This is a genomic window from Salegentibacter profundi (assembly GCF_054121475.1).
The window spans coordinates 1-25,199 of the sequence record NZ_JBSYGG010000009.1 but is presented as its reverse complement, the minus strand read 5'-3'; the positions used below and the strand labels follow the sequence as shown (position 1 = coordinate 25,199).

Sequence of the window (25,199 nt, the reverse complement as noted above, 5' to 3'; positions counted from 1 at the left end):
GCATACAGGTTTTACACTCATTTCTTCCGAAGAGTTTTAATCATCGACAGGGTTTCCCTAACAGTTTTTTTCAGCTGATCAAAATCTTTATTTTCTAGGATATCTTTGGAAATCAGTTTTGACCCCATTCCTACACAAGTAACTCCTGCTTCAAACCAACCTTTTAGGTTGTCCTCGGTAGGAGAAACCCCTCCGGTGGGCATTACGCTGGTCCAGGGTTGAGGCCCTTTAATTCCCTTAACAAAGGAAGGTCCGTAAGTTCCACCTGGGAATAGTTTTACTATCTCACAGCCCAGTTCCTCGGCACGGGCAATCTCTGTAAGAGATCCACAGCCCGGGGACCAAAGCACCTTGCGGCGATTACAGACAATAGCAATGTCTTCTCTTAAGACAGGGGTAACGATAAAATTCGCTCCCAGTTGCATATAAAGAGACGCAGCGGCAGCATCGGTTACAGATCCTACCCCCAGTACCATTCCGGGTAAATCCTTTAAAGCATATTTATTAAGTTCTCCGAAGATCTCAAAAGCAAAATCCCCTCTGCTAGTAAACTCTAGGATGCGTCCGCCCCCATCATAGCAAGCCTTTAGAACTTTTTTTCCCAATTCCACATTTGAATGAAAGAACAAGGGAACCATCCCATCTTGCTGCATCACAGATGCTACTTCTAATCTTGAATACTGAGCCATTTTTTCTTTTTTCTTGTTATCTGGCAACCCGCCCTGAAGCATCGCCGCCCATTAATTTTTTAACTTCATCAATAGTCACCAAATTCGCATCTCCCTTTATGGTATGCTTTAAAGCTGAAGCAGCTACGGCAAAATTCAGTGCATTCTGGTCATCATCAGGATAGGTCAACAATCCATAGATCAAACCAGCCATAAATGAATCTCCCCCACCTACTCTATCTACGATATGGGTGATATTATATTCCGGGGATGTAAACATGGTTTCTCCATCATACAACACTCCCGCCCAGGTATTATGAGAAGCCGAAAGTGAACCCCGAAGTGTGGTAATTACTTTCTTAGCATTTGGAAATTTCTCCATCATTTGCTGGCAAACCGATAAAAAAGCTTCTGCTTTTACATGTTCACCCTGGGTGGTAATATCCAGACCTTCCGGTTTTATTCCAAAATGTTTTTCAGCATCCTCTTCATTTCCTAGAATGATATCACAATAGGAAGTAAGCTCGGTCATTATAGCCTCCGGCTCAACTCCGTATTTCCATAACTTAGCGCGATAATTAAGATCGGTGGAAATGGTAATTCCCATTTTCCTAGCCACCTTTACTGATTCCAGGCAGGCATTTGCCGCTCCCTGGGAAATAGCAGGGGTAATACCGGTCCAATGGAACCATTCTGTTCCTTCAAAAACTTTTTCCCAGTCTACCATACCCTCATCAATTTCGGACATAGCAGAATGAGCACGGTCATAAACAACCTTACTACCACGGCTTACAGCTCCGGTCTCCAAAAAATAAATCCCAAGACGATCTCCTCCAAATACAATTTTATCAACACCTACGTTTCTTTTACGCATTTCCATTAGTGCGCAGTCACCAATATCATTTTTAGGTAAGCGTGTTACAAAATCTACAGGCACGCCATAATTAGCAAGGGATACTGCCACATTAGATTCTCCACCTCCATAGACTACATCAAAACTGGTGGCCTGGGAAAACCTCAGATGTTCCTGAGGGGCCAACCGAAGCATGATCTCTCCAAATGTTACTACTTTTTTCATATTTAATTGTTATTCAATTATTTATATTTTTTTTATCTAAAATTTAAAATATTCTTTAGCATTATGGTAACTAATATTCGCAACGGTCTTACCTACCAGATCTAAATCTCCTGGTAATTCCCCACTGGCGATTTCCTGGCCGAACAAATTACACAAGACTCTTCTAAAATATTCATGTCTTGGATACGACAGAAAACTCCTGGAATCTGTCAACATCCCAATAAATGTACTTACCAGTCCCATATTCGATAATGCGTTAAGTTGTTTGATGATCCCGTCTTTTTGATCTAAAAACCACCAACCCGATCCAAACTGAACCTTTCCTTTAATACTTCCATCGTTAAAATTCCCTGTCATACTGGCAAAAATCTCATTATCTGCCGGATTCAAATTATAAAGGATGGTTTTGGTCAATTTATTTTTTCCATCAAGTTTATCAAGGAATTTAGAGAGGTTTTCTGCTTGCTTATAATCGGCAATGGAATCCCAACCGGTGTCGGGCCCTAATTGCTTCAGCATTCGTTTATTATTGTTACGCAAAGCACCGAGGTGATATTGCTGAACCCATCCAAACTCATGATAAGTTTCACCCAAATAAAGTAAAATTGCACTCTTAAACTTTTCAGCTTCTAAATCGGAAATTGATTCTCCCTTTCTTCTTTTACTGAAGATCTTGTCAATTTCATTTTCAGTGAAATCTTCTGCTGAAATAAAATTCAGACCGTGATCACATAAACTACATCCGTTAACATTAAAATATTCAATACGCTTTCGCAAGGCATTTCGAAGGTCCTCATAAGAATCTATTGAAATTTCAGCTACTTCTCCCAGTTTGTCCAGGTAATCGTTATAGGTTTCAGCCTCAATAAGTATAGCCTTATCAGGGCGAAATGCTGTACTCACTTTTATTTCGAAATCGCTTTTTTCAAGTTGCTGGTGGTATTCCAGAGTATCAGTTGGGTCTTCAGTAGTGCAAACAGTTTCAACATTCATTTGCCTAAGCAACCCACGACATGAATTCTCAGGTTTTTGCAATTGTTTATTTACTTCTTCGTAAATACGTTCTGCTGAATCCTCATTGAGCAATTCATCGATCCCGAAGTATCTTTTCAATTCCAGGTGCGTCCAATGGTAAAGGGGATTTCTTAGGGTATTGGGCACTGTTTTAGCCCAGGCCATAAATTTTTCCTTATCGGAAGCATCTCCGGTAATATAATTTTCATTGACACCCATGGTGCGCATCGCACGCCATTTGTAATGATCTCCGGCAATCCAGACCTGGCTTATATTCTCGTAAACCCGGTCTTCGGCAATTTCCTTAGGAGATAAATGACAGTGATAATCTATAATAGGCTGGTTGGCCGCATACTTATGAAAAAGTTCTTCTGAATATTTGTTTTCGAGAAGAAAGTTTCTATTTAAATACACATTTTTTTTCATATAAATATTATTAATTCATTGCAAAATACCCATCAAATTCGTTTTGCCATTTAATTACGTTTCCACTAGGCAAAGCATGTGGACCGATAGAGCTGATTTTATCCAGTTAAAACATTTGAAGCAAGAGTTGAGTTATTTAGAAGTCTTCTGCAAAGTCTTTCAGGGCTTTTTCTGAAGATGGTATATGTTGTAATCTAATAGAATTTCCTTGCCCTCTTCCCATGCCATTATTGCGACGGAAACACTATCAAAATCATATGTTATTCTCTCTTCGTTCTTAGTTTGTAGGTAGAATCACACTTTTTCGTAATCCAAAATAATAGTTCCCTTATTACCTAAAACCTTAATTTGATAATCATATAACCTGCTCTAAATGGGTCATTTATATTTAATCCCGCTTGGATATAAATAATTAAGTTGGATATTATCATAGACCCCCGTTCCATCCTTCCAATAATCTATGATCCCAAACCTCTATAACTTGTTGGGGAACGGCATCTAAAACCCAGTTTACTGCATCACTCTGATGGGAACACAATTCAGCTACAAGACCACCAGAATATTCCTTATACATTTTCCAGTTAATCAAACCTTCCAAATCTGAATGAGGAACTGGCCTCCTCCAATCACTAAATCAATTCTATTGACATTCAAAAACTGTAATATTTTCCACCTTCCTCCTTTCTTTAAACCAATTATGTGATTCTATAAATGATAAATATGATAATAATGTCCTCCTTGATGAACTTTGGAACTTAATTTTTTTTTCTATCGAATCCCTTTGCCATAGTCTTATCTTCATAAACATGTTTTACCGGCATCCAGGTCGCCATTTTTTATTGAAGCAAGGGTATTGATAGGAATCACTACCAAAACCGCATCTATATTTCTATCATCTCAAATTCCTCTGTAATAACTATTATCTTATACCTTTTTCTTTGATTTGAACAATGCCTTTTCAAGTCGGAAGGATAGTATATCACAACAGGCTATCAAATTAAACTTGGCAATTTTTCAATATTAGGAATAAGTCCACTTCCACGGTCTCCTATTCTTTATATTTATAATGTCATTTCCAGAAAAGGAATTAAGTGGATACTTAGCAGATATCATTCCCACAGCTCCTATCCCACTTTTTATTACAACGCTTATTCTTTCCATAATTAAATTTTGGGCTTCCACCCGGGTTCATATTCCCGGCTCCAAAGGCCCATGGCCTCACGGTCGTACATACGACCGGTATTTTCATTTATATCAAAACCTTTACCTAGGCGAGCAGCAATGTTGGAATAGTGTACCATAGCCGTACTAATATTAGCATCTGCTATTGGTGAATTAAGCTCTGACTTTCCGCGTATACCTTCAAAAAGATTCACTACATGGGCGGTCGACATATTGCCCCCACCCCCAAGGGCGGTGCCGCCTTCGTTACTTTCCGAGTTAAATTCTTTTACAACTTCTCCTTGGCGATCGGTTAATTTGTAACGTTGCCGGTCTACATACACTCCGCCTTCGCTACCATAAATTACCGTTCCACGGCCACCGCCGTATGTGTCATAAGCGTTTCGACTTTTGCCATCCCACTGAATAATTTTATCATCAGCATATTTAAAAGTGGCTTCCATGGTATCGTACATTTCCCAGCCATCATTTAAAAAGTGTCGTTTGGCAGCTTCTACCTCTACACGTTGCGGATATCCCACCTGAAGAGCCCACCGGGCAATATCAAACTCGTGAGTGGCATTATTTCCGGTTTCGGCCGTACCATGATCCCAGCCATACCAATGCCAGTTATAATCCCAGGTTTCAGCGGTGTATTCCCTCCTTGGTGCCGGCCCCTGCCATAACTCCCAATCGAGTCCATCGGGAACTGGAGCCTTTTGCTGCACTGGAGTTTCACCCCGAGCATTAGTATAAAAAGCGACAGCTTTATAAGGTTTTCCTATTTTTCCTTCATGGATATCTTTAATAATTTCAATAGTATGTAACGAAGAGCGTTGCTGGTTGCCCATTTGCACCAATTTTCCGTATTTTTTCTGGGCTTCTATCAGCAATTCATTTTCTTCCATATTATGGCTGGAAGGTTTTTCTACATATACATGTTTTCCGGCCTGTAACGCCATAATCGAACCCGGCGTGTGCCAGTGATCGGGCGTGGCATTGATTAACATATCCACTTCTTGATCTTCCAAAATTTTTCGGAAATCGGTTTCCAGTTTGGGCTTGTAATCAATATGCTCCGAAAAACGCTCCAGTGCATTTTCCCGCTGACTTTTCATCACATCACATAAATAAAGTAGTTTTACATTGGAAGATTCTGCGGCAATTGGTTCAAGAAAAGCACCTAATCGTCTCCCCAAACCGGCAATGGCAATGTTGATTCGATTGTTTGAACCTATAATATTCCGGTAAATGCTCGCCGGCATTCCCATAGCCGAACTGCTAAGGGCAATTCCTGTTCCGGCCAAACCTGTTTTCTTGATAAAATCTCTTCTACTGCTCATATTGAGATGTTTTTATTTTTATATTTTTGAAACTTACACGGTTGCCGTGATCCTGCAAAAGAAGGTGTCCCTCCTCCAGTTCCCCGAAATTAGGCCAATCTTCGTATTTACTTTCAGCAATCAATTTTCTGAATTCTTCTGTTTTTCTTTCATATTCCAGAACTTTTTCACCGTTTAGCCAATGTTCTACGTGATTTCCTTCTGAAATAATTCGTGCTGTATTCCACTCCCTAATGGGATTTACAGGCTTATCGGGATGGGCTTGAATTAAATCGTACAGGGAGGCCATAGTTCGGCTACCTTCGTGGTTACCTTTTTTGGCATCGGGATGCCTCTCATCATCCAAAATCTGATATTCAAGTCCGATAGCTGAGCCATCACCTTTATTGAGTCCTGTATCTACAAAATATTTGATGCCGCTATTAGCACCTTCGGTGATTTTAAAATCTAGTTTCAATTCAAAATCGCTATACAGTTTTTTAGTCACAATATCGCCACCTGCCGCCGATTCTTCTCCGCCACTGGCTAAAACGGTTAATACGCCATTTTCTATTTCCCAGCCTTCTTCAGGAAATTCTTCAAGCTTCGCACCACGCCATCCTTCAGTAGATTCCCCGTTCCAAAGCATTTCCCAACCAACTTCGGCTTCCGATTTAGTAAGTTGGTTTTTAGTAATTACAGGCTCTAGTGGACTTTCCTTTGAATATTCTTCCAAATCTTCCGTCAAAATTTTAATATTTCGCCAGCTGATTTCAGTACCTTCTTCGCTATCTTCATTGATGCTGTGTACCTGTAGAGCAATAAATCCGCTGGCGGTCTTCTCATCTATAAGATGAGCAGCCGGCACACTGTTTACCCAGGTTTTTATGGTATCGCCGATGGCTTCAACGCGATAGGTATTCCATTCATCTTGTTTGAAAGCCTGTTGAGCTTCAGGATTCCCTTCTAAATTTACCAGCCAGCCACGTCGGGCTTCATCGTAAATTCCCCCACTCCAGGCGCGATCACTGGGATCGATTTCAACTTGATAGCCGTGAACCCTACCATCCATATAACTATGAATGCTGTTACTGCGAATTTGAATTCCCGAATTCATACTCGGGTGAACTTTAAATTCCAATTTTAAAATAAAATCATCATAATTCTTTTCGGTACTCAAAAAAGTATTGGCCGTCCCGTGCACAGTTTTACCGATCACTGTGTTATTTTCCAGGCGGTATTCCGCCTCACCACCTTTTACTTCCCAGCCCTTTAGTCCTTTTTCTGGAGTGATGTCCTGCCATGGCGTATCTTTATCTTTAGCATTCTGCCCGCAAGCGATGACTAAGAAAACGAAAAAGACAGAAAATGAAAATTGTACAGTAATTTTATTCATAATACTTATTTCAGGTTAATGCTTTAAAATTATAGGATAAATATGGTTTATCTTTCCATCCGGCAACCGTCAACCAGCATAAGAGCCATTCATATAACCACCTGCAGCCGAGACAAATAGTTTAGTTATTCTTTTAAAATTTTCAAGGTGATCATCTTCTTGCCGGAATTCTGATTTTTATCTACCGGAAAAGCGTGTGCGGCTATAAATCGGGCATACATAAGATTAAGTTAATCTCATTTTCCTTAAATAGCTCCAAAATTTAAAAGTGGCTCCTAAATTATTGAGTATTATATGTTTAAACTTTATCAGGGTGATGCGAACTGAATTCGTCATAATTTCCATGATTTTTGGAATTTGAACTTTGTTATGGTCTCTTTTCTTTCCAAACTTAATAAAAATTATACAATCGATTGTATTTAATCTCAGAAAATCATCATTACCTTGCCTAATTAAACATTCTGTGTTTAAAATTTCTCAGCCTCCTAACATTTAGAAAGCTTAAAAAAACAGATATTTGTCCCAGTTAATTAATGGAATGAAAAAAACAACGATTTATGAAATTGCTAACGCCTTGGCTATTGATAGCTCCACTGTATCCCGAGCATTAAACGATAGTCCTCGAGTATCTAAAAATACGAAAGAAAAAGTTCTAAAAAAAGCTAAGGAATTGGGTTATAGCACTAATTTATTAGCCTCAAATCTGAGACAAAATAAAAGTAACACCATAGGAATTGTTGTTCCCAGGATCTCCAGATTTTTCTTTTCTACCACAATAGCCGGTATAGAAGAAGCTGCTTTCACTCAAGGATATAATGTAATTATTTCCCAGTCCCTCGAACAGTTGGACCGGGAGAAAAAAATAATTAACAACTTTGTCGCAAACAGGGTGGATGGTGTATTAATTTCGATTTCCTGGGAAACTGAAAATTGTAAACATTTAAAACATTTACAGGATTTAAATATTCCTCTTGTATTTTTTGACCGTCATTGCGCCAGTATGACAAATACCAATAAAATTATTACAGGCGATTATGAGGGAGCATATCAGGCAACAAATCATCTAATAGAAAAAGGTTGCAAAAAAATTGCACATTTCGCCGGTCCCCAAACACTTGAGCTTTATAAAAATCGTTTAAACGGTTATAAAATGGCTTTAGAAAATAACAAAATGAAATTTGATCCTGCACTTGTCCAGGAATCAAGCCTTATGAAAAACTATGGTTATGAAAGCATGAAAAGCCTTATGGAAAAAATTGATGATATTGACGGCGTTTTTTCTGCTAATGATGCTGCAGCAGTCGGTGCAATGAAATATCTATCAAGGATCGGCAAAAGAATTCCAAACGATATTGCATTCGTAGGTTTTAGTAATGATCCTCTTTCTGAAGTGATAGATCCTCCGTTGTCCACCGTGGACCAGTTTGGATTCGAAATGGGGAAAAAGGCATGTGAACTACTAATAGAGAATATAAATGCAAAGGGGAAAAATCCATGGCAATATAGGACTGTTGTCTTACAGCCTAATTTGATTGAAAGAAAATCTAGTCAGAAACCAGTAAAAATAACTTAGGACAAGAAACGAAAATAAAAAATAAATAAATAGTACTTATAGCAACCACAAATAAAATACGATGTGGGTCTTAAAATTTCCTAACAAAGAAGGTTGTTATAGCACCGCCATTATGGGAAAAGTGCTGGCTGTCGCCTTCAATTGGATTAATAATTAGATATAATAACAGCCTAATTTGATAGCAAGGTATCCTTAAAAAGCATTATTTCTGTTTTTATAGAAACTCTTTCTATTTTAATTAAGATTTTTTATACACTCTCTTTCCTCCAATAATGGTTTCCTGAATTTGTATGTTCCGATCAAATATGACAATATCTGCATCTTTTCCTGTTAATAAACTTCCTTTTCTATCTTGAATTCCCATTATTCTTGCGGGGGTTGTACTCATCATTAAAATAGCATCTCGCAATGGAACATCGGCCATTTCGATCATATTCCGAACCAATCTATCTGCAGTAGAAACACTGCCTGCAAAAGCAGTTCGATCTGGAAGCTTGGCCACATCATCTTCGACAATAACTTTTAAGCCATTTTGTTTATTACCCAATATACTTTCTCCTGGTGGATTGCCCGCTGCCCGCATAGCATCGGTAATAAGTGCAATTTTATATGGCCCCTTCACTTTGTAAATCAATTTTAGCAAAGGAGCAGGTAAATGAATACCATCAGCGATAATTTCTACATCTAATTCATCCATTAACAGGGAACTCTCTATCACCCCAGCATATCGAAAAGCATTCTTGCGACTTACTCCAGACATACCAGAATAGAGGTGAGTAGAGAGAGAATAGCCATTTTCAACCGCCTCCACAACTTCTTCATACACAGCATCTGTATGAGCAATAGCTGCCAATACACCTTTTTCTTGAAGATGACGTCCAAAAGCCATTGCTCCATTTCTTTCAGGTGCTGCACTCCACCGGGCAATTAGATTTGATCGTTGAAGAATTTCCATATATTCTTGAGGGTCCGGATCCCTAATATAACGGGGATCCTGAGCCCCTCTTTGATTCATAGCAAAATACGGTCCTTCTAAGTGAAGCCCCAAAAATTCGGCACCATTCTTATTATTTTTGTGAGCTTGCTCATAGAGGTCTAAAGTTTTAATCAAATGCTCCTTTTCACTAGTCAATGTGGTAGGAACCATTGCAGTTGTACCATATTTTGCATGCAATTCTGCTATCTTTAAAAATCCTAGCTCGTCCCCGTCCATAAAATCAAAACCTCCACCACCATGAACATGAATATCTATAAAACCCGGTGAAACATAATGTCCCTTTGCATCAATTATATTAGCATTACCAACGTCAAGCTTTCCCTCGCAAACAGTGGTAATTTTACTTCCTGTTATAACCACTGTTCCTTCAGGAATTATTCTAAACGGGGTAATAATCTTTCCATTGGTTATAACTATCTTTTTCATAGGTTTTATAAAACTTAAGTCTACGGGTTATTTTCCCTTATTTAAAACCATAATTAAAATGGCACAAATAATTATTCTTTCGAAACACTATTATATTCTGGTTTCAATATTAATTAACCATCTGATTTCACAGCTATTGCAGCCTCTAAATCCTTTACCTCTTTTGTCACAGGCTTTCTTCTCATCCACCCAACGAAAGAATAGACAATCATACTAACAATCACCGGCGAACCTATCTCTAGTGCCATACTTTCAACTGCTAAAATTTCTGTTATACCATCCATGGTTAAAATTTTTGTTATACTAAAGGTAACTAATCCCGCCGCCACGGAAGAAATAGCTGCAACCGGACCACAATTTCTAAAAAAAGGAATCAAACCAAACAATAATGGCACAGCTATAGGCCCAATTAACGCCCCGAACCATGTAACAATAAGTCCTAATACTCCCCCAAAATATTCATACTGAAAGGCAATTACAATTGTCAAAAAAGTAAACACAAAAGTTGTGATTCGGGCTGTTAATAATGATGTTCTTTTATTTTTGAATTTATCAGATACGACGGGAAGTATGTCTCGTGTAATGACAGCAGAGATAGTATTAATATCTGACGAAGTCATCGACATAGTATTGGCAAATAAAGAAGCGATAACTAAACCAATTAGTCCATGTGGCAAAAGTTCTTCAATCAAAACACCATAAGATTGCGAGGGATCCTCCATATCAGGTAAAATAAGAGGAGCTGCCCACATAGGAAAAAACAAGATCAGGGGCCATATCAAATAAAGTATCCCTGAGAGATAAGCTGCTTTTGAAGCAGCCTTCTCGGTATTAGATGAAATGTACCGCGTTGCAAGAGGCCAGCTACCCCCATTATAACTCAAAAAGTTAATGAATAGAAAAACCACAGCAAAACTTATAGTATAAGGATCATGAAATAACTGGCTATTTTCAGAGGGAAGCTGGTCCCAAATTCCGGTAATGGAACTCCATCCTCCAAATCTGGTTACCACCACCACAAACATCGTGATACCCGCTATAAGCTGCACAAGAAATTGCGCCAGATCTGTAAAAATCACAGCCCAAAGTCCACCTATAGTTATGTAAATCAGGGAAATACCGCCTGATATTAATATCCCATATTCGAATGGAATTCCTGTAGTGACGTTTAGAAGAATGGCAATTGCAGCCCATTTGGCTCCAACATCAAAAAGCTTAAGTGTAACACCAACCCACGCTATAATCTGCTGAGTTAACACATTATACCGAATAGCTAAATATTCCAGTGGGGACTGAATTTGAAATTTTTTTCGTAAACGAACCCAATAGACAGGGAAAATTTTAGCAGTTGCTATTATTGCCACTCCTATAGTAAATGCCCACCATACATATAAAGAAAATCCATGAGTATAGGCAAGCGCCGCATAAGCCACAAAAACAGCACCACTATAACCTGAAACATGGTGAGAAATTCCAGATAACCACCAAGGCAGATCCCCCCCTGCAATAAAAAAATCTTCAGAACTTTGGTTTTTAAAATAAGCATAAATCCCGATGATGATCATTGCTAAAAAGAAAATAGAAATTACTATAATATCGATATTGTTTACCTCCATTGTTTAATCATTTATTGTTACTAAATTATCCACTTTTACTTTTGCTTACAGAGGATGGTATTTCTATGTTTGATGCACGAAATGCTGGCGGCCTTTATGAGTTTTTACCTTAATACACTTCTATTAACTAGCAGCATAATCCTTTCATTTTAGATCGATTAATTTTTTCTCTTTAGAAGATTGATAGATTGCTGATATCAATTCCAAAGATTTAATGGCAGTTTCACCATTTACCAAAGGTTCTCGGTCATTGTGAATTGCGTCCACCATCTCCTCTATTTGTAACTTATGCAATCGATAATCCACAGACATAGGATTTGAAGCCCCACTTGATGAAAATTTTGGAGGGTCAATCGCTGAATCTTCTTTTCCTTTAAAATCGCAATTAACTATTTTACCCCCTTCATAAATAATACTTCCATATTCACCAAAGATTTCCAAACGTTCCTCGTAACCAGGATACAGTGATGTGCCTCCTTCAATAGTTCCCATAGCTCCATTTTTAAAGTTTAATAAAGCAATTCCAATATCTTCTCCTTCAATATCGTGTACCATCGTCTTTACCTGTCCAAATACGTTTTGTACATCTTGCATAATATCCAGCAATAAATCTATTGTATGAATGCCCTGGTTGATTAAAGCTGCACCCCCATCTCCTTTAAGGGTTCCCTTCCAGTTGCTCTTGTTGTAATAATCTTCCTGTCTATACCATTTGATATAAGCATTCCCTAAAATCAATTTACCCAAAGAACCCTGTTGAACAATTTGTTTCAATTGCAGATAACCTGGATTGAACCTATTTTGAAAAATAACACTTAATTTTACACCCTGTGATTTACAAACAGATATGATTCGGTTAGCCCTCTTTAGGCTTACCTCCAGAGGTTTTTCTGTTATAATATGTTTTCCTGCCATAGCTGCAGCAATTATAGGTTCCATGTGGTTTCCACTCTGAGTACAAACAGATACTATATCTAAATCTTCCCTTAACAGGAAATTATCAATATTTGAATATGCCGGAACTCCAAACCTTTCAGAAGCTATTTTTGCTCTTTCGGTTGTAGAACTACAAACTGCAACTAATTCACAATTTTCAATTTCCTCAAGACTTTTCACATGGTGAGATGCAATAGAACCTGTTCCGATTATACCAAAACCAAGCTTTATTTTCTTCATAATTAATTTACTAAAATGGTGATGTGACTCTAAGGGTCAAAAAAATAGGATGATTTTATAAATTTCTTTTAATAGCTGAAATTCTAAATGCTTTGCTGCTAACCATGGAGTCATAGTCTACAAAACGAATTTTCATTGTCTTAAAATCTTATTTATTTAATTGTTAATAATGCAGCCGAAGCCGTATCTAAAAAAATGTGGCAATTTGGGTGTTGCTGTAAAATACTCGCCGGATGAAAGTTACTCACTTCTTTTTCCAAACAATCTTTAACTGCCTTGGCTTTCCGTCTATCTGGCACAGAGCAGAAAATATGCCTTGATTTCAATATCTGCTTGATAGACATGCTGATAGCCTTCCGAGGCACTGCTTCAATGTTTGGAAACCAGCCTTCATTAAATTGTTGCTTCCTACATTCTTCATCCAATTCCACTACAATAAACGGATCATCGGTTTCAAAATCGGCAGGTGGGTCATTGAAAGCTAAATGTCCGTTTTCTCCAATCCCAATTAGAGCAACATCAATAGGATGTTTGTGAATGGCCTCCCCTAAACGTTTGCATTCATCTTTAGGATCGACTTCTCCATCAATAAAAAAAACAGATTGCAAGGTGTCAACTTTTTCTACAAATCTTTCTTTTAGATACTTCCTGAAACTGGCAGGATGTGTTATTGGCAGGTCTATATACTCATCCAAATGAAACACCACTACCTTACTCCAATTAATATCAGGCTCCTCTAATAGCTGATTTAAGGTTTCAAATTGACTGGTACCTGTAGCCAATATTATATTACAGGCACCCCTCTTGTCAATAGATGCACGAATAAAATCTGCTGCAGAACTCCCTGCTAATTTTCCGAGTTCCGCAGGATTTTCACTTATATTTATTGTCATATAAAATTAAAATTTACTCTGATTGTTGTTATCGAATTATCAAACTCAATTCTAAACAATACCTGAAGTGATAAAATATTTTAGTAAAAACCCGAATTGGTTTTTATCTAGAAAGTCCACCAGATAAGGAACGTTTATGAACATGTTTTAAAACATCATCGAATTCCGACTTCCAATGAACAATCTCATTATTGTGCATTGCGTCTAAAGCCATCTGAACACAGATAGCAGTCTTAGCCCCAGAAACTATATCAGAAATGGGATTTTTTTTATTTACAATACTTTCCCTGAAATCCATTAGAGCTTGCTTACTCGGGTCGTTGTGATTTATTTTAATGGGTATCCCTTTACCTTGTTCCCAAGAAATGGTTGCTCCAGAAACACCATCAACTTCTCCAAGTTTTTTCTCAGGTTGACCTTCAGGAAAAAGCCAGGCCTCTGCAAAACCTAATAGTATTGTGCCTTTTTCTCCGATAACCTTAATCTGATAACCATCTTTTGCGTTGGTACTTAAACAGGTGAATTTAGCCTCTACTCCATTTGGATAACTATAGATAAGATGAACATTGTCATATATTTCTCGGCCATCTTTCCAGTAATCTAATCCTCCTGTCCCCATAACCTGGGTGGGAGTGGAATCCAGTAACCAGTTGGCAAAATCAATCTGATGGGAAGAAAGTTCAGCTACAAGTCCGCCAGAAAACTCCCTGTACATTCTCCAGTTGATAGCTTTCTCCAGTTCAGGACTCGGCACAGGTCTTCTCCAACTACTATCCCGGTTGTATTGGCATTCAATAGCCTCAACTTGTCCAATTTTCCCATTTTTTATTAGATCCACCACGTGGACATAGAGCCGTGAACTACGCAGCTGATGCCCTGTCTGAAATACCATGGGCGAAGCTTTAGCTTGCAGCAGTAAATCTTTGATTTCCTTATAGCCTTTTGCCAGGGTTTTTTCTCCATAGACATGTTTCCCCGCCTGCAATGCATCAATCTCTATTTTAGAATGAGAATAAAAAGGGGTCGCGACCAAAACCGCATCAATATCTTTGTTTTCAAGCATCTTCCGGTATTCTAAATAGCCGGTAACTTTCCGATTCGCCCTTTTGAGGCCATCCTCCAATCTGAACGGGAGATTATCACAGAGCGCTACAAGGTTTAAATTTTCAACTTCCTCAATAAAAGGGATTAAACCTCCACCTCTGCTTCCCGTGCCGATTATGCCAATATTCACAACATCTTTGGAACCTTTAGAGGAATAAAAATTCCCTAACATGGAAGTTGAAGATGCCACTGCCAATGATGCCATAGTTCCTTTTATCACAAATTCCCTTCTCTTCATTTTTTTCTATAATTTTGGTTCCCATCCTTCAGCATATTCTCTCTTCCAATGTGACATAGCTTCAGCATCCTCTACTATTTTACCTGTTGATTGATCTATACTAATAGTACGGCCCGTAAATTGGGCTATATTCCCATAATGAGTAAGCATGGTCGAAATAGCTCCATCAACAATAGGTGAATTTAAAACTTCATTTTTACTGATAGCATCGAAAAAGTTGGCTACATGAAGTACAGTAGTAGATCCTCCTCCCATAGTATCAGTGCTATCCATTTTATCTATTTCATTTTTTCCTTTAACTAAGTTTCCGTCAAGGTCGTGTACTGTATAATCATTTGATCCAAAAATTATAGCTCCTTTGCTTCCATAAACTATAGCTTCGGGTTGGTCAGGCACTACTATTTTTCCACGGCTATGTCCTTTATAGGTAATAAGCTTATCATTGTCAAATTGGTAGGTTACCTCCTGGTTATCCGGAAATTCCCAATCATCATCATAGGTATATTTACCACCAAAGGATGTTACACTTTTCGGTAAATCAACTCCGAGTGCCCAACGTAGAATATCAATTTCATGAAGTCCGTTATTTGCGACTTCGCCCGTGCCCCACTTACGAAACCAATGCCAATTGTAAGGATGAATGTTGTCCTTATAATCCTCTCTCGGGGCAGGCCCCTGCCATAAATCCCAATCCAATGTTTTCGGCACTTCAATTATTTTCCCTTTCCCTATTGAAGGTCTGTTATTGGTATAGTACGCTTCACCTTTGTAAACTTTTCCAATGATACCATCATTGATTTCTTCAACAGCTAATTTATGTTGGCTGCTAGCGCGGGTTTGGTTTCCCATTTGTACTTTCTTTCCATACCTTTTTTGTGCGGCTACCAAGACATCATTTTCATAAGGGCTATGACTGCAAGGCTTTTCAACGTAAACATGTTTCCCAGCTTGTAAAGCCATAATGGCCATTGGCGCGTGCCAATGATCGGGTGTGGCTATAAATACAGCATCTACATCCTTGTCTTCAAGCATTTTTCTAAAGTCCTTTTCCTCTTTAGGAATATAACCTATATTCTCTTGGCACCACGTACTATGTTCTTTTAATATTTCACTGTCAACATCGCAACTATAAATAATTTTCGCATTAGAATAAGCATTAATCCCCCCAATAAGTGCCTTCGCTCTGCTATGAACCCCTACAACTGCAACATTAATACGTTCATTGGCACCAAAGATATTTGCATATCCTACTCCTGGAAGTAAAGTGAACGCAGCACCTCCAAGGGAGGTCTTCTTAATAAAATTTCTTCTTGTCGTCATTGGATTAATTTAATTTAAAGTTTTTTTATTTTAATATTTTTAAAAGCAACGTGGTCCCCATGATCCTGTAAAAGGATACGGCCTTTTTCTAATTCTCCAAATTCAGGCCATTTTTCATATTTACTATTTTGCACTAATTTCCGAAAATCATTGCTTCCTCTCTCATATTCAAGAACTTTCGCACCATTCAGCCAATGTTCCACATAATTATCCTTTGAAATGATATGTGCAGTATTCCACTCTCCAACAGGATTAACAGGAATAGGATCGGCTTCTATCAGGTCATATAAAGAAGCCATCTTCCTACTTCCGGGATGACTTCCTTCTTCATAATCAGGGTGATCTTCTCCCAGTATTTGATATTCCAAACCAATGGAAGAACCGGGTCCTTTGTTGATATCTGTATCCACATAATATTTAATCCCACTATTAGCGGATCCTTCAAAAATTTTAAAATCAATCTTCAACTCAAAATCGCCATAAAGTTCCGTCGTTACGATATCCCCTCCCGCAGCAGATTCTTCTCCTCCACTAGCAAGTATCACTAACTCGCCATTTTTAACAATCCATCCATTGTCTGGAAATTCATCCAACCGTGCCCCACGCCAGCCATTAGTGGTTTCACCATCCCAAAGCATTTCCCATCCATTTTCCTCTTCATTATAGGTCAATTGATTTTTGGTGTTAACAGGTTCTACAGCCATTTCTTTAGAATACTGATCAAGGTTTTCTGTAAGTATCTTTATATTTTTCCAGCTGATCTCCGTTCCTTCCGGATCATTTTCGCCAATACCGTGTACCTGAAGAGCAATAAAACCTTTATTCGTTTTATCATCAATCAGGTGCGCGGCTGGCACGCCATTAATCCAAGTTTTAATAGTATCACCAATAGCCTCAACCCTCACATTATTCCATTCATTCTGCTTAAAAGCATCCCGAGCTTCAGGGTTATCCCTTAAAGGAAATAACCAGCCCCGCCTACTTGAATCATAAATTCCAGAACTCCAGGCCCTCTCTGACGGATCAATTTCTATTTGATAACCATGAACTCTTCCATCCATATAATGTTCAAGGCTGTTGCTCCTAATCTGGATACCTGAATTCATGTTGGGATCCACCTTATAATCAAGTTCAAGAATAAAATCATCATACTCCTTCTCAGTTATTAAAAAAGTACTTGTATTTTGGGTATCAAATACTGTTGAACCAACTATAGCTCCATCTTCAATTCGATAAGAGGCATCTCCACCTTTTGTATACCAGCCATCTAAAGTTTCTCCGTCGAATAATTCAACCCACGGTCCCTCGTCAGGCGAAGTTTCTTTGCAACTTATAAGAAAACACAAAATAAAAACTAATAGTCCTGTTTTGTGAATTAATGAATATTTTGATTTCATGAAATTTTCGATTTTTAAGTTTCTTTAAAATAAATTTTTTAATATCCCGGGTTTTGTGTCAGACCCGGATTTACATCAATTGCATAAAGTGGTATTGGAAATAACAATTTGTCACTATCAAAACTGGGCACCTTAACTTGCATCACTTCAACTGCACGTCCTGTTCTAACCAAGTCGAAAAAACGATGCATTTCCATGGCAAGTTCCATTCTTCTTTCATGTTCTATTGCCAATTCTAATGTAGGATATAAAGCTGAAGGATAATCAGGTGATCCATAAGGAGGCAAATCAACCCTATCCCGGACCATATCCAGGTATTCGGGATCACCTGTAACTTCAGCATACATCAGTAGAATATCAGCATAGCGGATAATTTCGAAGTTTTGGCCGGGATTCCACCAGTTTGGATCAAAATATTTTAAGGTAAAAGCATCCTCCCTAAAAATGCCTGAAGCATTTTCGTAACCAGGAACTACTGTAATTTCCTCTCTTAGATCTCCACTTTCAAATTCAGATGCTAAATCATCTGTAGGGATATTAAACCCCGTTCCTCGAACAATACTTTCATCGATCCATGGATGCCTCCAATCTTCTGCATAAGGTGAAAAATCCGTTTGATGTCTGGAATTAGCGGCATTTACCCCAGACATATATTGGGCTTCCAGAATTGAAGATTTACTATTTTTGGTATCTGATTTGAAGAGATATAAATAATCTTCCACATTCACTGTTCCATCATTATTAGCATCCAAAGAAAATTCTCCACTGTTAATTATAAATTCAAGTTCCGTTTGTGCAGCCGTGATTTCCCCTCTTGTTAAATGTATTTTTGCTAGAACAGCAGCAGCACTGTATTGCGTAACTCGGCCAACATCTCCACCAGAATAGTTTGCTGGTAGATCATTTTTAGCTAAAGTAAGATCGTTTATTATTTGTTCATATACTTTATCAGGATCTTCCCTTAAATAATCATAAGCTTCAGCTGCGGAAATACTCTCAGTAATAAGAGGTACTGCACCAAAAGCTCTAACAAGGTTAAAATAAGCAAGTGACCGTACTAATTTGACTTCGGCGATCATTCTCTTTTTATAACCTTCACTGATTTCCACTTCAGTGGTTTCCAGCTGCTCGATTAGATTATTAGTAATGAAAATCGCATTATAAGCAACGTCCCATGCCTCCTCTATTAAAGGATTATCTGCCGTTATTTCATGGTTATCAATTGGTTGATAAACAGGAGTTCCAGCAAGTTGAGCAACGACCTCTCCATTATCAGAATATAGTATTCCATAAAGCGATGGTATACTACGAGAATCATATAGCCGTCCTATTTGACGGTATACATCATCCACAGCCGATTCAATCTGAGATAAGTCCTGGTAAAATGTTCCTTCTGAGAGGGTCGTTAAAGGATAAAGGTCAAGACGATCTTCATCACAAGAACTAAGGAACAAGATGAAAGGAACAATTAATAGATATTTATTTAATTTCATAATCATTTCATTTTAAAAGTTAATATTCAAGCCAAGTGAAATCGTTCTCGCTGTAGGATAAGAATTAAATTGTACTCCTGAAACTGCAGCGTCACTATTAGATCCAGTGGTATTTTCCGGATCACCAATGGTTTCCGCTTCCTGCCAATTTAGTAAGTTTACTCCGTTTAAATATATTCTTGCACTGGACACGCCCAAACTCTGAGCATGATTATCACCTAAGGTATAGCCTAAAGTTACATCTCTTAAGCGCAAATAAGTAGCACTCACTAACCAATAATCTGATGGTTGTTTTTCCATACCGTCAATATCCACATTGAGCTTATAGTGGTAGCCGTCTCCAGGTTCTTGTTCAGATCTCCAACGGTTTTCAAGAATTGCGAAATAATTACGCCCTTCATGATTAAAAATCGATCTACGGGCATGAGCATTATATATTTCACCGCCGACCTGGCCTCCTAATTGAAAACTGAAATCCAAGTTCCCGTAATGAAAATTATTATTTAACCCCCAAATAAAATCTGGTTGATTATTACCAACAATAGTCCGGTCATTTGCCGTAATACGGCCATCACCATTTACATCCTTATATCTTCCATCTCCCGGATGGACTGGGAAATTGTATTCAACTCCATGAGCATCAATTTCAGCCTGATTCATATAAACCCCGTCATAATCATAAGCAAAAAAGCTAAAAGGAACTTCACCAATAGCATTACGGATATTCATATTACTTCTCGAAAGGGTTAATGGAGCGTCATTAGGACCTAATTTCGTTATAAGACTTCTTTCCGTTGAAAATGTAGCATGTGTTGTCCAATTTAGGCCATCTTCAAGGCTAACGAGATTTCGTGATGAAACCCCTAATTCAAATCCATGACTTTCCAGTTCTCCAATATTTCTGAATATAGAACCGAAACCTGAGGTAGTAGGAATAGGGACATTTAAAAGTAATCCGTCTGATACTGATTCGAAATAATCTGCTTCAAGCGTAAAACGGTTATCCATAATTCCTAAATCAATACCAAGATTAACCTGTCTTGTTCGCTCCCATGCCAAATCAGGATTTTGCACACTTGAAGGGAAATATGATGTAGATGTATTATCTCCAATAGCCAGCGGTGTCATTTGCATCCGACTCACCCACGCATAATCAGGAAAACCGTCATTACCTGTTAAACCATAGCTTGCTCGGAATTTTAAATTAGTTATTACACTGGAATTTTCCATAAACCCTTCTTCACTAATTATCCATCCCGCAGATACCGAGGGGAAATTACCCCATTTATTATCGGGTCCAAACCGAGAAGAACCATCACGACGAAAAGTAGCTGAAATCAGATATCTCCCACTATAATTATAGTTTACACGCCCTAAAATGGACATTAAGGCATATTCAGATGCATTATCAGTTGCATTGTTTATTGTTGCACCACCTGATAGATATGGCACTTCATCGTTATCATAATCACTTCGCTGGCCCTGCAAATAATAATAGTCGCGTTGATTAAATTCATAACCCGCCACCGCAGCAAAATTATGCTCACCAAAGCTCATATCATATATAAATAGGTTTTCAAGTGTGTAATTCAAAGTACGGTCCATATTACTTGACACATTACCTCTGTTTAGTGATTCTACCCCCGCATCCACTTTTTGCACAAATTTCTGGTCGTTTCGCGTATAAGACGCATTCAGTGAGCTCCTAAATTTTAAACCTGGTAATAAATCTATCTCCGTAAATAAATTACCTAAGGTAGTTACACTATGTCGATCATCATCATACCCGTAAAGATGCCAATAAGGATGCCCTGCTGCATTGGCCCGCATTAAAATGTTATAGTGATTTTCAAAACCATCAATGGACATAGGACCTCCCAAATAACCATTATTCCCAAACTCAGGATATATTTGTGGATATTCACGGATAGCGTTCATTGCACGACCTTCTAATGCACTTCGGTTGTCGTAGGCAACGTTTAGCATCCCCCCCACCTTCAACCATTCTTTAACTTTTGTATCAGCATTCATATTCAGAGTATATCTCTGATAATCTGTAGTTACTATCATCCCTTCTTGATCAAGAACTCCGGCGGATAAATAATATCTTGATTTTTCGTTACCTCCTGAGGTACTCAAGTCTACTTTATGCATGGGTGCCACACGACTGTAAAGCTCTTCCCAATCCGTATCCCATAATGATTCTGGATTCTCCAATGCTTCGGGCCAAGTATATTTGTATTCTCCCCGGGCTTCTATAGTATTAGGAGCATTTGGATCACCACCACTGTCAACCCATCCATTCTGAGCAGCATCAATAGAAGCTCGAGCATATTGAGGGCCGTTCATCATGTCAACTTTTGTCATTATATTTTGCATAGAATAGGTGTAATTAACAGCTATATTAGGCTCCCCTGGCTTACCCTGTTTCGTAGTAACCAAAACGACACCATTAGCTGCTCTTGATCCGTAAATAGCAGCCGAAGCAGCATCTTTCAAAATTTCTATTGAGGAAATATCCGCTGAATTTATGTTATTTAGATCAATCGAAGGCATCGGCACCCCGTCAATAACAATTAAGGGTGCAGAACTACCGCTTAGAGAAGTAATTCCCCGAATCTGAATTCTAGATGATGCCCCCGGGGCACCACTTGTATTTTGAATCTTCACCCCAGGAACTTGTCCATACATAGCCTGTCCAAAGTCCCCTACAGGTCGACTTATTTCCTCCATATCAATGGAACCTACCGATCCAGTAAGGTGTCTCTTTTGCTGAGTACCATACCCGACAACAACAACTTCATCTAAGGCAGCAGCATCAACTACGAGCGCTATGTCTATAGTTTGCCGTCCTTCAACCCCTACTACCTGTGTCACGAAACCTACAAAAGACACCACAAGAACCGCATTTTCATCCGAGACTGATAAAGTGAAATTCCCATCAAAGTCAGTTTGCGTTCCATTATTGGTACCTCTTTCCAAAACAGTAGCTCCAGGCATAGGAAGACCAGAATTATCTACAATAGTTCCCGTAACTGTAAATTCCTGAGCATTTAAAAAATTACCCTCATTATAATCTGCTTCAAGTTCAAGGTATAAACTGCGTTCTGCACTAGTCTCTGGATTACCATACATAAATATGGATACACCTAAAGAAAAAAACGTTATCAGGAAAAAGCGCCCGAAACTCATTGATCCCTTAAAAATAGATCGTCTTATTAATTTCATACTTGGTTGTTTAATTGGTTAACATTTATAATTTCTCTTACTAAATCGTTTTCGCCCATTAATAAAAGTTTTAAAAAAGTTTTGCTTTGTGTACACGTTCTTTTGTGTGCACGTTAAATATTTCAGGTTTCTTTCTTTCTTTCATAGGTTTAGTTAAAAAATTAGTTAAACAAATTACTGAATCAAAACTATGTTAAGTTTTTAAACTATGCAAACGTTTGCATAATAAAATAAAAAAAATCAGGAAATAACCCTGTATTTAGAGGAGTATTAGCTTATATTAGAAGAAAAATATGTATTTTTGATTTTTAAATTAGCATTATTCAATGCAAACGATTGTATAAAAATTATGTTAAAAAAAAGAATTACGATAAAGGATCTAGCCAGAGAATTAGGATATGCTCCTTCTACTATTTCCAGGGCTCTAAATAACCATCCGGCAATAAGCAAGAAAACAAAGGAAGAAGTCCAAAAAGCAGTGAAAAAATTGGGTTATACTCAAAACTCTATCGCCTCAAATTTCCGGAAAAATACTATGCTTTCGATTGGAATAATAGTTCCACGTATAGGTATTCATTTCCACTCACTGGTGATTAGTGGGATTGAAGAAATGGCTTATATGAGAAAATATAATGTTACAATATTTCAGTCGCAAGACTCTTTAGATCGAGAGAAGGAAATTGCCAAGATTCTTCAAACAAAAATGGTAGATGGAATTATAGTATGTTTAGCCCTGGAAACAAACAATTATGACCACTTTAATCAACTAAAAGATAATAAAGTTCCAGTTGTATTTTATGACCGGGTTCCTGAAAACTATGAGGCAAGCAAAATTGTCATTAACGACTACCAATCAGCCTATAAGGCCACCGAACATTTAATTTCTTCCGGCTGCAAAAGAATTGCTCATATATCTGGAAACCCGGAAGTCAGCATATATAAAGAAAGGTTAAAAGGATATAAAGCGGCCTTGGTGAAACATAATATCCCTTTAGATGAAAAGCTGATTGAATATACAAAAGATCTTAATTATGACGAAGGTGTCTATTCTGCAAAAAAATTTTTAAACCTTGAACACAAACCGGATGGTATATTTTGCGCTAACGATTACACGGCTGTTAGTACCATACAGGTATTTAAAAAGGCTAACTATTCGATTCCTGGTGATATTTCTGTTGTTGGGTTTAGTAATTACCCTATTTCAAGAATTATAGAACCAACCTTGACAACGATTAATGACAGGGCATTTGAAATGGGTCAAGCTGCCGCTAACTTACTTATACGACAGATTGAAGAAAAAAGCGAAATTATTTCTTCCGAAACTGTAGTTCTAGAAACAGAACTAATTATTCGTGATTCAAGCAAAAGTTTTAATTCCCATAAATAAAAACAAGACTATTTTATATTGTATTCCCAATATTTCAAAAAAACAGAAAATGAAATTAATATTAAAATCAAGTACATAAAAAACCCAACCAGCAAGGGACAAATAAGGAAACCAATTTTCAGTCCAACAGTCTAAAAAATATCTTAGACCTGATCTTTAAATTTAAATGGTGTTAATAATTCTACTGGATTTAACAAAACACTAAACTTCCCCTCCCATAAGAAAACGAACTGTTAACCTTTGTTAATATTTAATCAAAAAAAATCGTATAACAACGTGTGCGCACCGGAAAAACAATCATAAGATAAGAGGATTTTAACTTAATTAATTATACCAAATTATGAATACCTTAATTCTTTTGAGGCGCGCTCTGTTCTGGTTCTTTTTGATTTGCTATATATTAGCAACCTTTTGCGCATTAGATGTATTCGATTTTCGCACTTCCTACCATTTGGCTATTTCGGAGTGATGGTGCCACCTGTTTCGGTCAAACAGTGCCACTTTGAAAGATACTGCAATTATATAAAAAATTAATGTTATTCATTCTTTAGAGCTCCTTTTCTTAGTGATTCCCCTTTGAGATCAATCCGGTGTGAGGAGTTCACGATCCTGTCCAAAATAGCATCCGCTATAGTTCCTTCCCCAATAATATCATACCAGGCCGATACGGGTATTTGTGATGATATTATTGTGGAGGCTTTGTTGTACCGATCGTCGATTATATCCATAAGGGTTTCTCTGGCGTGGTTATCAAAACTCTGCAGTCCAAAATCATCCAGGATTAATAAATCTGCTTTGATGAGTTTCCCAAGTTCTTTTAGATAAGTACCATCCACCTTACTTAGTTTTAATTTTTTAAAAAGGCGGGCAGTATTGGTGTAAATGGTTTTGTATTCCATCATACACCCCTGATGTCCTATAGCTTGGGCTAAATAACTTTTACCAACCCCGGAAGCCCCAGTAAAAATGATGTTTTCCTTTCTGGAGATAAAATCCAAAGTGCCTAAGCGCGTAAACATATTCTTGTCCAGGTTTCGGTTTTGAGTGTAATTCACATCCGCTAGGTTAGCCTCTTGTTTAAAGCGGGCCTGTTTTAAGAGCCGTTCTATCTTCCGGTTCTGCCTGTCTTCCCATTGGTGGTCGATTAGCAGTGCCAGGTATTCATCGGCAGTGGTATTTTCTATGCGGTTGTCTTTTATGTGTTGCAGATGCAACTGGGCCATAGCCCCCAGGCGCATTTGTTTTAGTTTTTCAATAGTCTGATTGTTGTTCATATTCATTGGATT

18 protein-coding genes are annotated in these 25,199 nt (G+C 37.9%); 2 read left to right on the top strand and 16 right to left on the bottom strand.

Going from position 1 to position 25,199, the window contains the following annotated elements:
* Positions 1-17 precede the first annotated feature (17 nt).
* The 6 genes from ACW6NC_RS11715 to ACW6NC_RS11690 form a co-directional block, all read right to left on the bottom strand.
* On the bottom strand, positions 18-689 hold the full coding sequence (locus ACW6NC_RS11715) for a bifunctional 4-hydroxy-2-oxoglutarate aldolase/2-dehydro-3-deoxy-phosphogluconate aldolase (protein ID WP_093411156.1): 672 nt from the start codon (positions 687-689) through the stop codon (positions 18-20).
* Between the two features lie 16 nt (positions 690-705).
* Entirely contained in the window at positions 706-1,746 is a 1,041-nt protein-coding gene (locus ACW6NC_RS11710; protein ID WP_457866254.1) for a PfkB family carbohydrate kinase, read from the bottom strand.
* 36 nt (positions 1,747-1,782) lie between these two features.
* The gene (uxaC, locus tag ACW6NC_RS11705; RefSeq protein WP_457866253.1) at positions 1,783-3,186 is read right to left on the bottom strand and encodes a glucuronate isomerase; all 1,404 of its coding nucleotides are present in this window, start codon (positions 3,184-3,186) and stop codon (positions 1,783-1,785) included.
* A 427-nt stretch (positions 3,187-3,613) separates the two neighbouring features.
* Positions 3,614-3,760, bottom strand: a complete 147-nt coding sequence (locus tag ACW6NC_RS11700; RefSeq protein WP_457866251.1) for a hypothetical protein — start codon at positions 3,758-3,760, stop codon at positions 3,614-3,616.
* 589 nt (positions 3,761-4,349) lie between these two features.
* Entirely contained in the window at positions 4,350-5,690 is a 1,341-nt protein-coding gene (locus tag ACW6NC_RS11695; RefSeq protein WP_457866250.1) for a Gfo/Idh/MocA family protein, read from the bottom strand.
* Complete coding sequence (locus ACW6NC_RS11690) at positions 5,680-7,065, bottom strand: 3-keto-disaccharide hydrolase (RefSeq protein WP_457866249.1); 1,386 nt, start codon at positions 7,063-7,065, stop codon at positions 5,680-5,682. The genes ACW6NC_RS11695 and ACW6NC_RS11690 overlap by 11 nt, the downstream gene beginning before the upstream one ends.
* A 538-nt stretch (positions 7,066-7,603) precedes the next feature.
* Here ACW6NC_RS11690 and ACW6NC_RS11685 point away from each other — a divergent pair.
* The gene (locus ACW6NC_RS11685; protein ID WP_457866248.1) at positions 7,604-8,638 is read left to right on the top strand and encodes a LacI family DNA-binding transcriptional regulator; all 1,035 of its coding nucleotides are present in this window, start codon (positions 7,604-7,606) and stop codon (positions 8,636-8,638) included.
* A 238-nt stretch (positions 8,639-8,876) separates the two neighbouring features.
* On the opposite strand, the gene nagA is transcribed toward ACW6NC_RS11685, so the two are convergent.
* The 9 genes from nagA to ACW6NC_RS11640 form a co-directional block, all read right to left on the bottom strand.
* Positions 8,877-10,061 carry an N-acetylglucosamine-6-phosphate deacetylase gene (nagA, locus tag ACW6NC_RS11680; RefSeq protein ID WP_457866246.1) on the bottom strand — a complete coding sequence of 395 codons (1,185 nt, stop codon included), beginning with the start codon at positions 10,059-10,061 and terminating at the stop codon, positions 8,877-8,879.
* Between the two features lie 113 nt (positions 10,062-10,174).
* On the bottom strand, positions 10,175-11,677 hold the full coding sequence (locus ACW6NC_RS11675; RefSeq protein WP_457866244.1) for a sodium:solute symporter family protein: 1,503 nt from the start codon (positions 11,675-11,677) through the stop codon (positions 10,175-10,177).
* Positions 11,678-11,821: 144 nt separating this feature from the next.
* Positions 11,822-12,853, bottom strand: a complete 1,032-nt coding sequence (locus tag ACW6NC_RS11670) for a Gfo/Idh/MocA family protein (RefSeq protein ID WP_457866242.1) — start codon at positions 12,851-12,853, stop codon at positions 11,822-11,824.
* A 152-nt stretch (positions 12,854-13,005) separates the two neighbouring features.
* Complete coding sequence (locus ACW6NC_RS11665) at positions 13,006-13,746, bottom strand: glucosamine-6-phosphate deaminase (protein ID WP_457866241.1); 741 nt, start codon at positions 13,744-13,746, stop codon at positions 13,006-13,008.
* Positions 13,747-13,849: 103 nt separating this feature from the next.
* Complete coding sequence (locus tag ACW6NC_RS11660) at positions 13,850-15,088, bottom strand: Gfo/Idh/MocA family protein (RefSeq protein ID WP_457866239.1); 1,239 nt, start codon at positions 15,086-15,088, stop codon at positions 13,850-13,852.
* Between the two features lie 6 nt (positions 15,089-15,094).
* A complete protein-coding gene (locus tag ACW6NC_RS11655) occupies positions 15,095-16,408 on the bottom strand; it encodes a Gfo/Idh/MocA family protein (RefSeq protein WP_457866238.1) in 1,314 nt (437 codons plus the stop codon).
* A 14-nt stretch (positions 16,409-16,422) separates the two neighbouring features.
* Positions 16,423-17,805 (bottom strand): 3-keto-disaccharide hydrolase, encoded by a 1,383-nt coding sequence (locus ACW6NC_RS11650; RefSeq protein WP_093411113.1) that lies wholly within the window; start codon positions 17,803-17,805, stop codon positions 16,423-16,425.
* Positions 17,806-17,843: 38 nt separating this feature from the next.
* The gene (locus ACW6NC_RS11645) at positions 17,844-19,298 is read right to left on the bottom strand and encodes a RagB/SusD family nutrient uptake outer membrane protein (RefSeq protein WP_457866235.1); all 1,455 of its coding nucleotides are present in this window, start codon (positions 19,296-19,298) and stop codon (positions 17,844-17,846) included.
* Between the two features lie 12 nt (positions 19,299-19,310).
* Complete coding sequence (locus ACW6NC_RS11640) at positions 19,311-22,526, bottom strand: SusC/RagA family TonB-linked outer membrane protein (protein ID WP_457866233.1); 3,216 nt, start codon at positions 22,524-22,526, stop codon at positions 19,311-19,313.
* A 301-nt stretch (positions 22,527-22,827) separates the two neighbouring features.
* Between ACW6NC_RS11640 and ACW6NC_RS11635 the strand changes: the two genes are divergently transcribed.
* Positions 22,828-23,913: a LacI family DNA-binding transcriptional regulator gene (locus ACW6NC_RS11635; protein ID WP_457866232.1), complete on the top strand. Its 1,086-nt coding sequence runs from the start codon at positions 22,828-22,830 to the stop codon at positions 23,911-23,913.
* 536 nt (positions 23,914-24,449) lie between these two features.
* Here the strand turns inward: ACW6NC_RS11635 and istB are convergent.
* Positions 24,450-25,187, bottom strand: a complete 738-nt coding sequence (gene istB / locus ACW6NC_RS11630) for an IS21-like element helper ATPase IstB (RefSeq protein ID WP_457866388.1) — start codon at positions 25,185-25,187, stop codon at positions 24,450-24,452.
* Positions 25,188-25,199 lie beyond the last annotated feature (12 nt).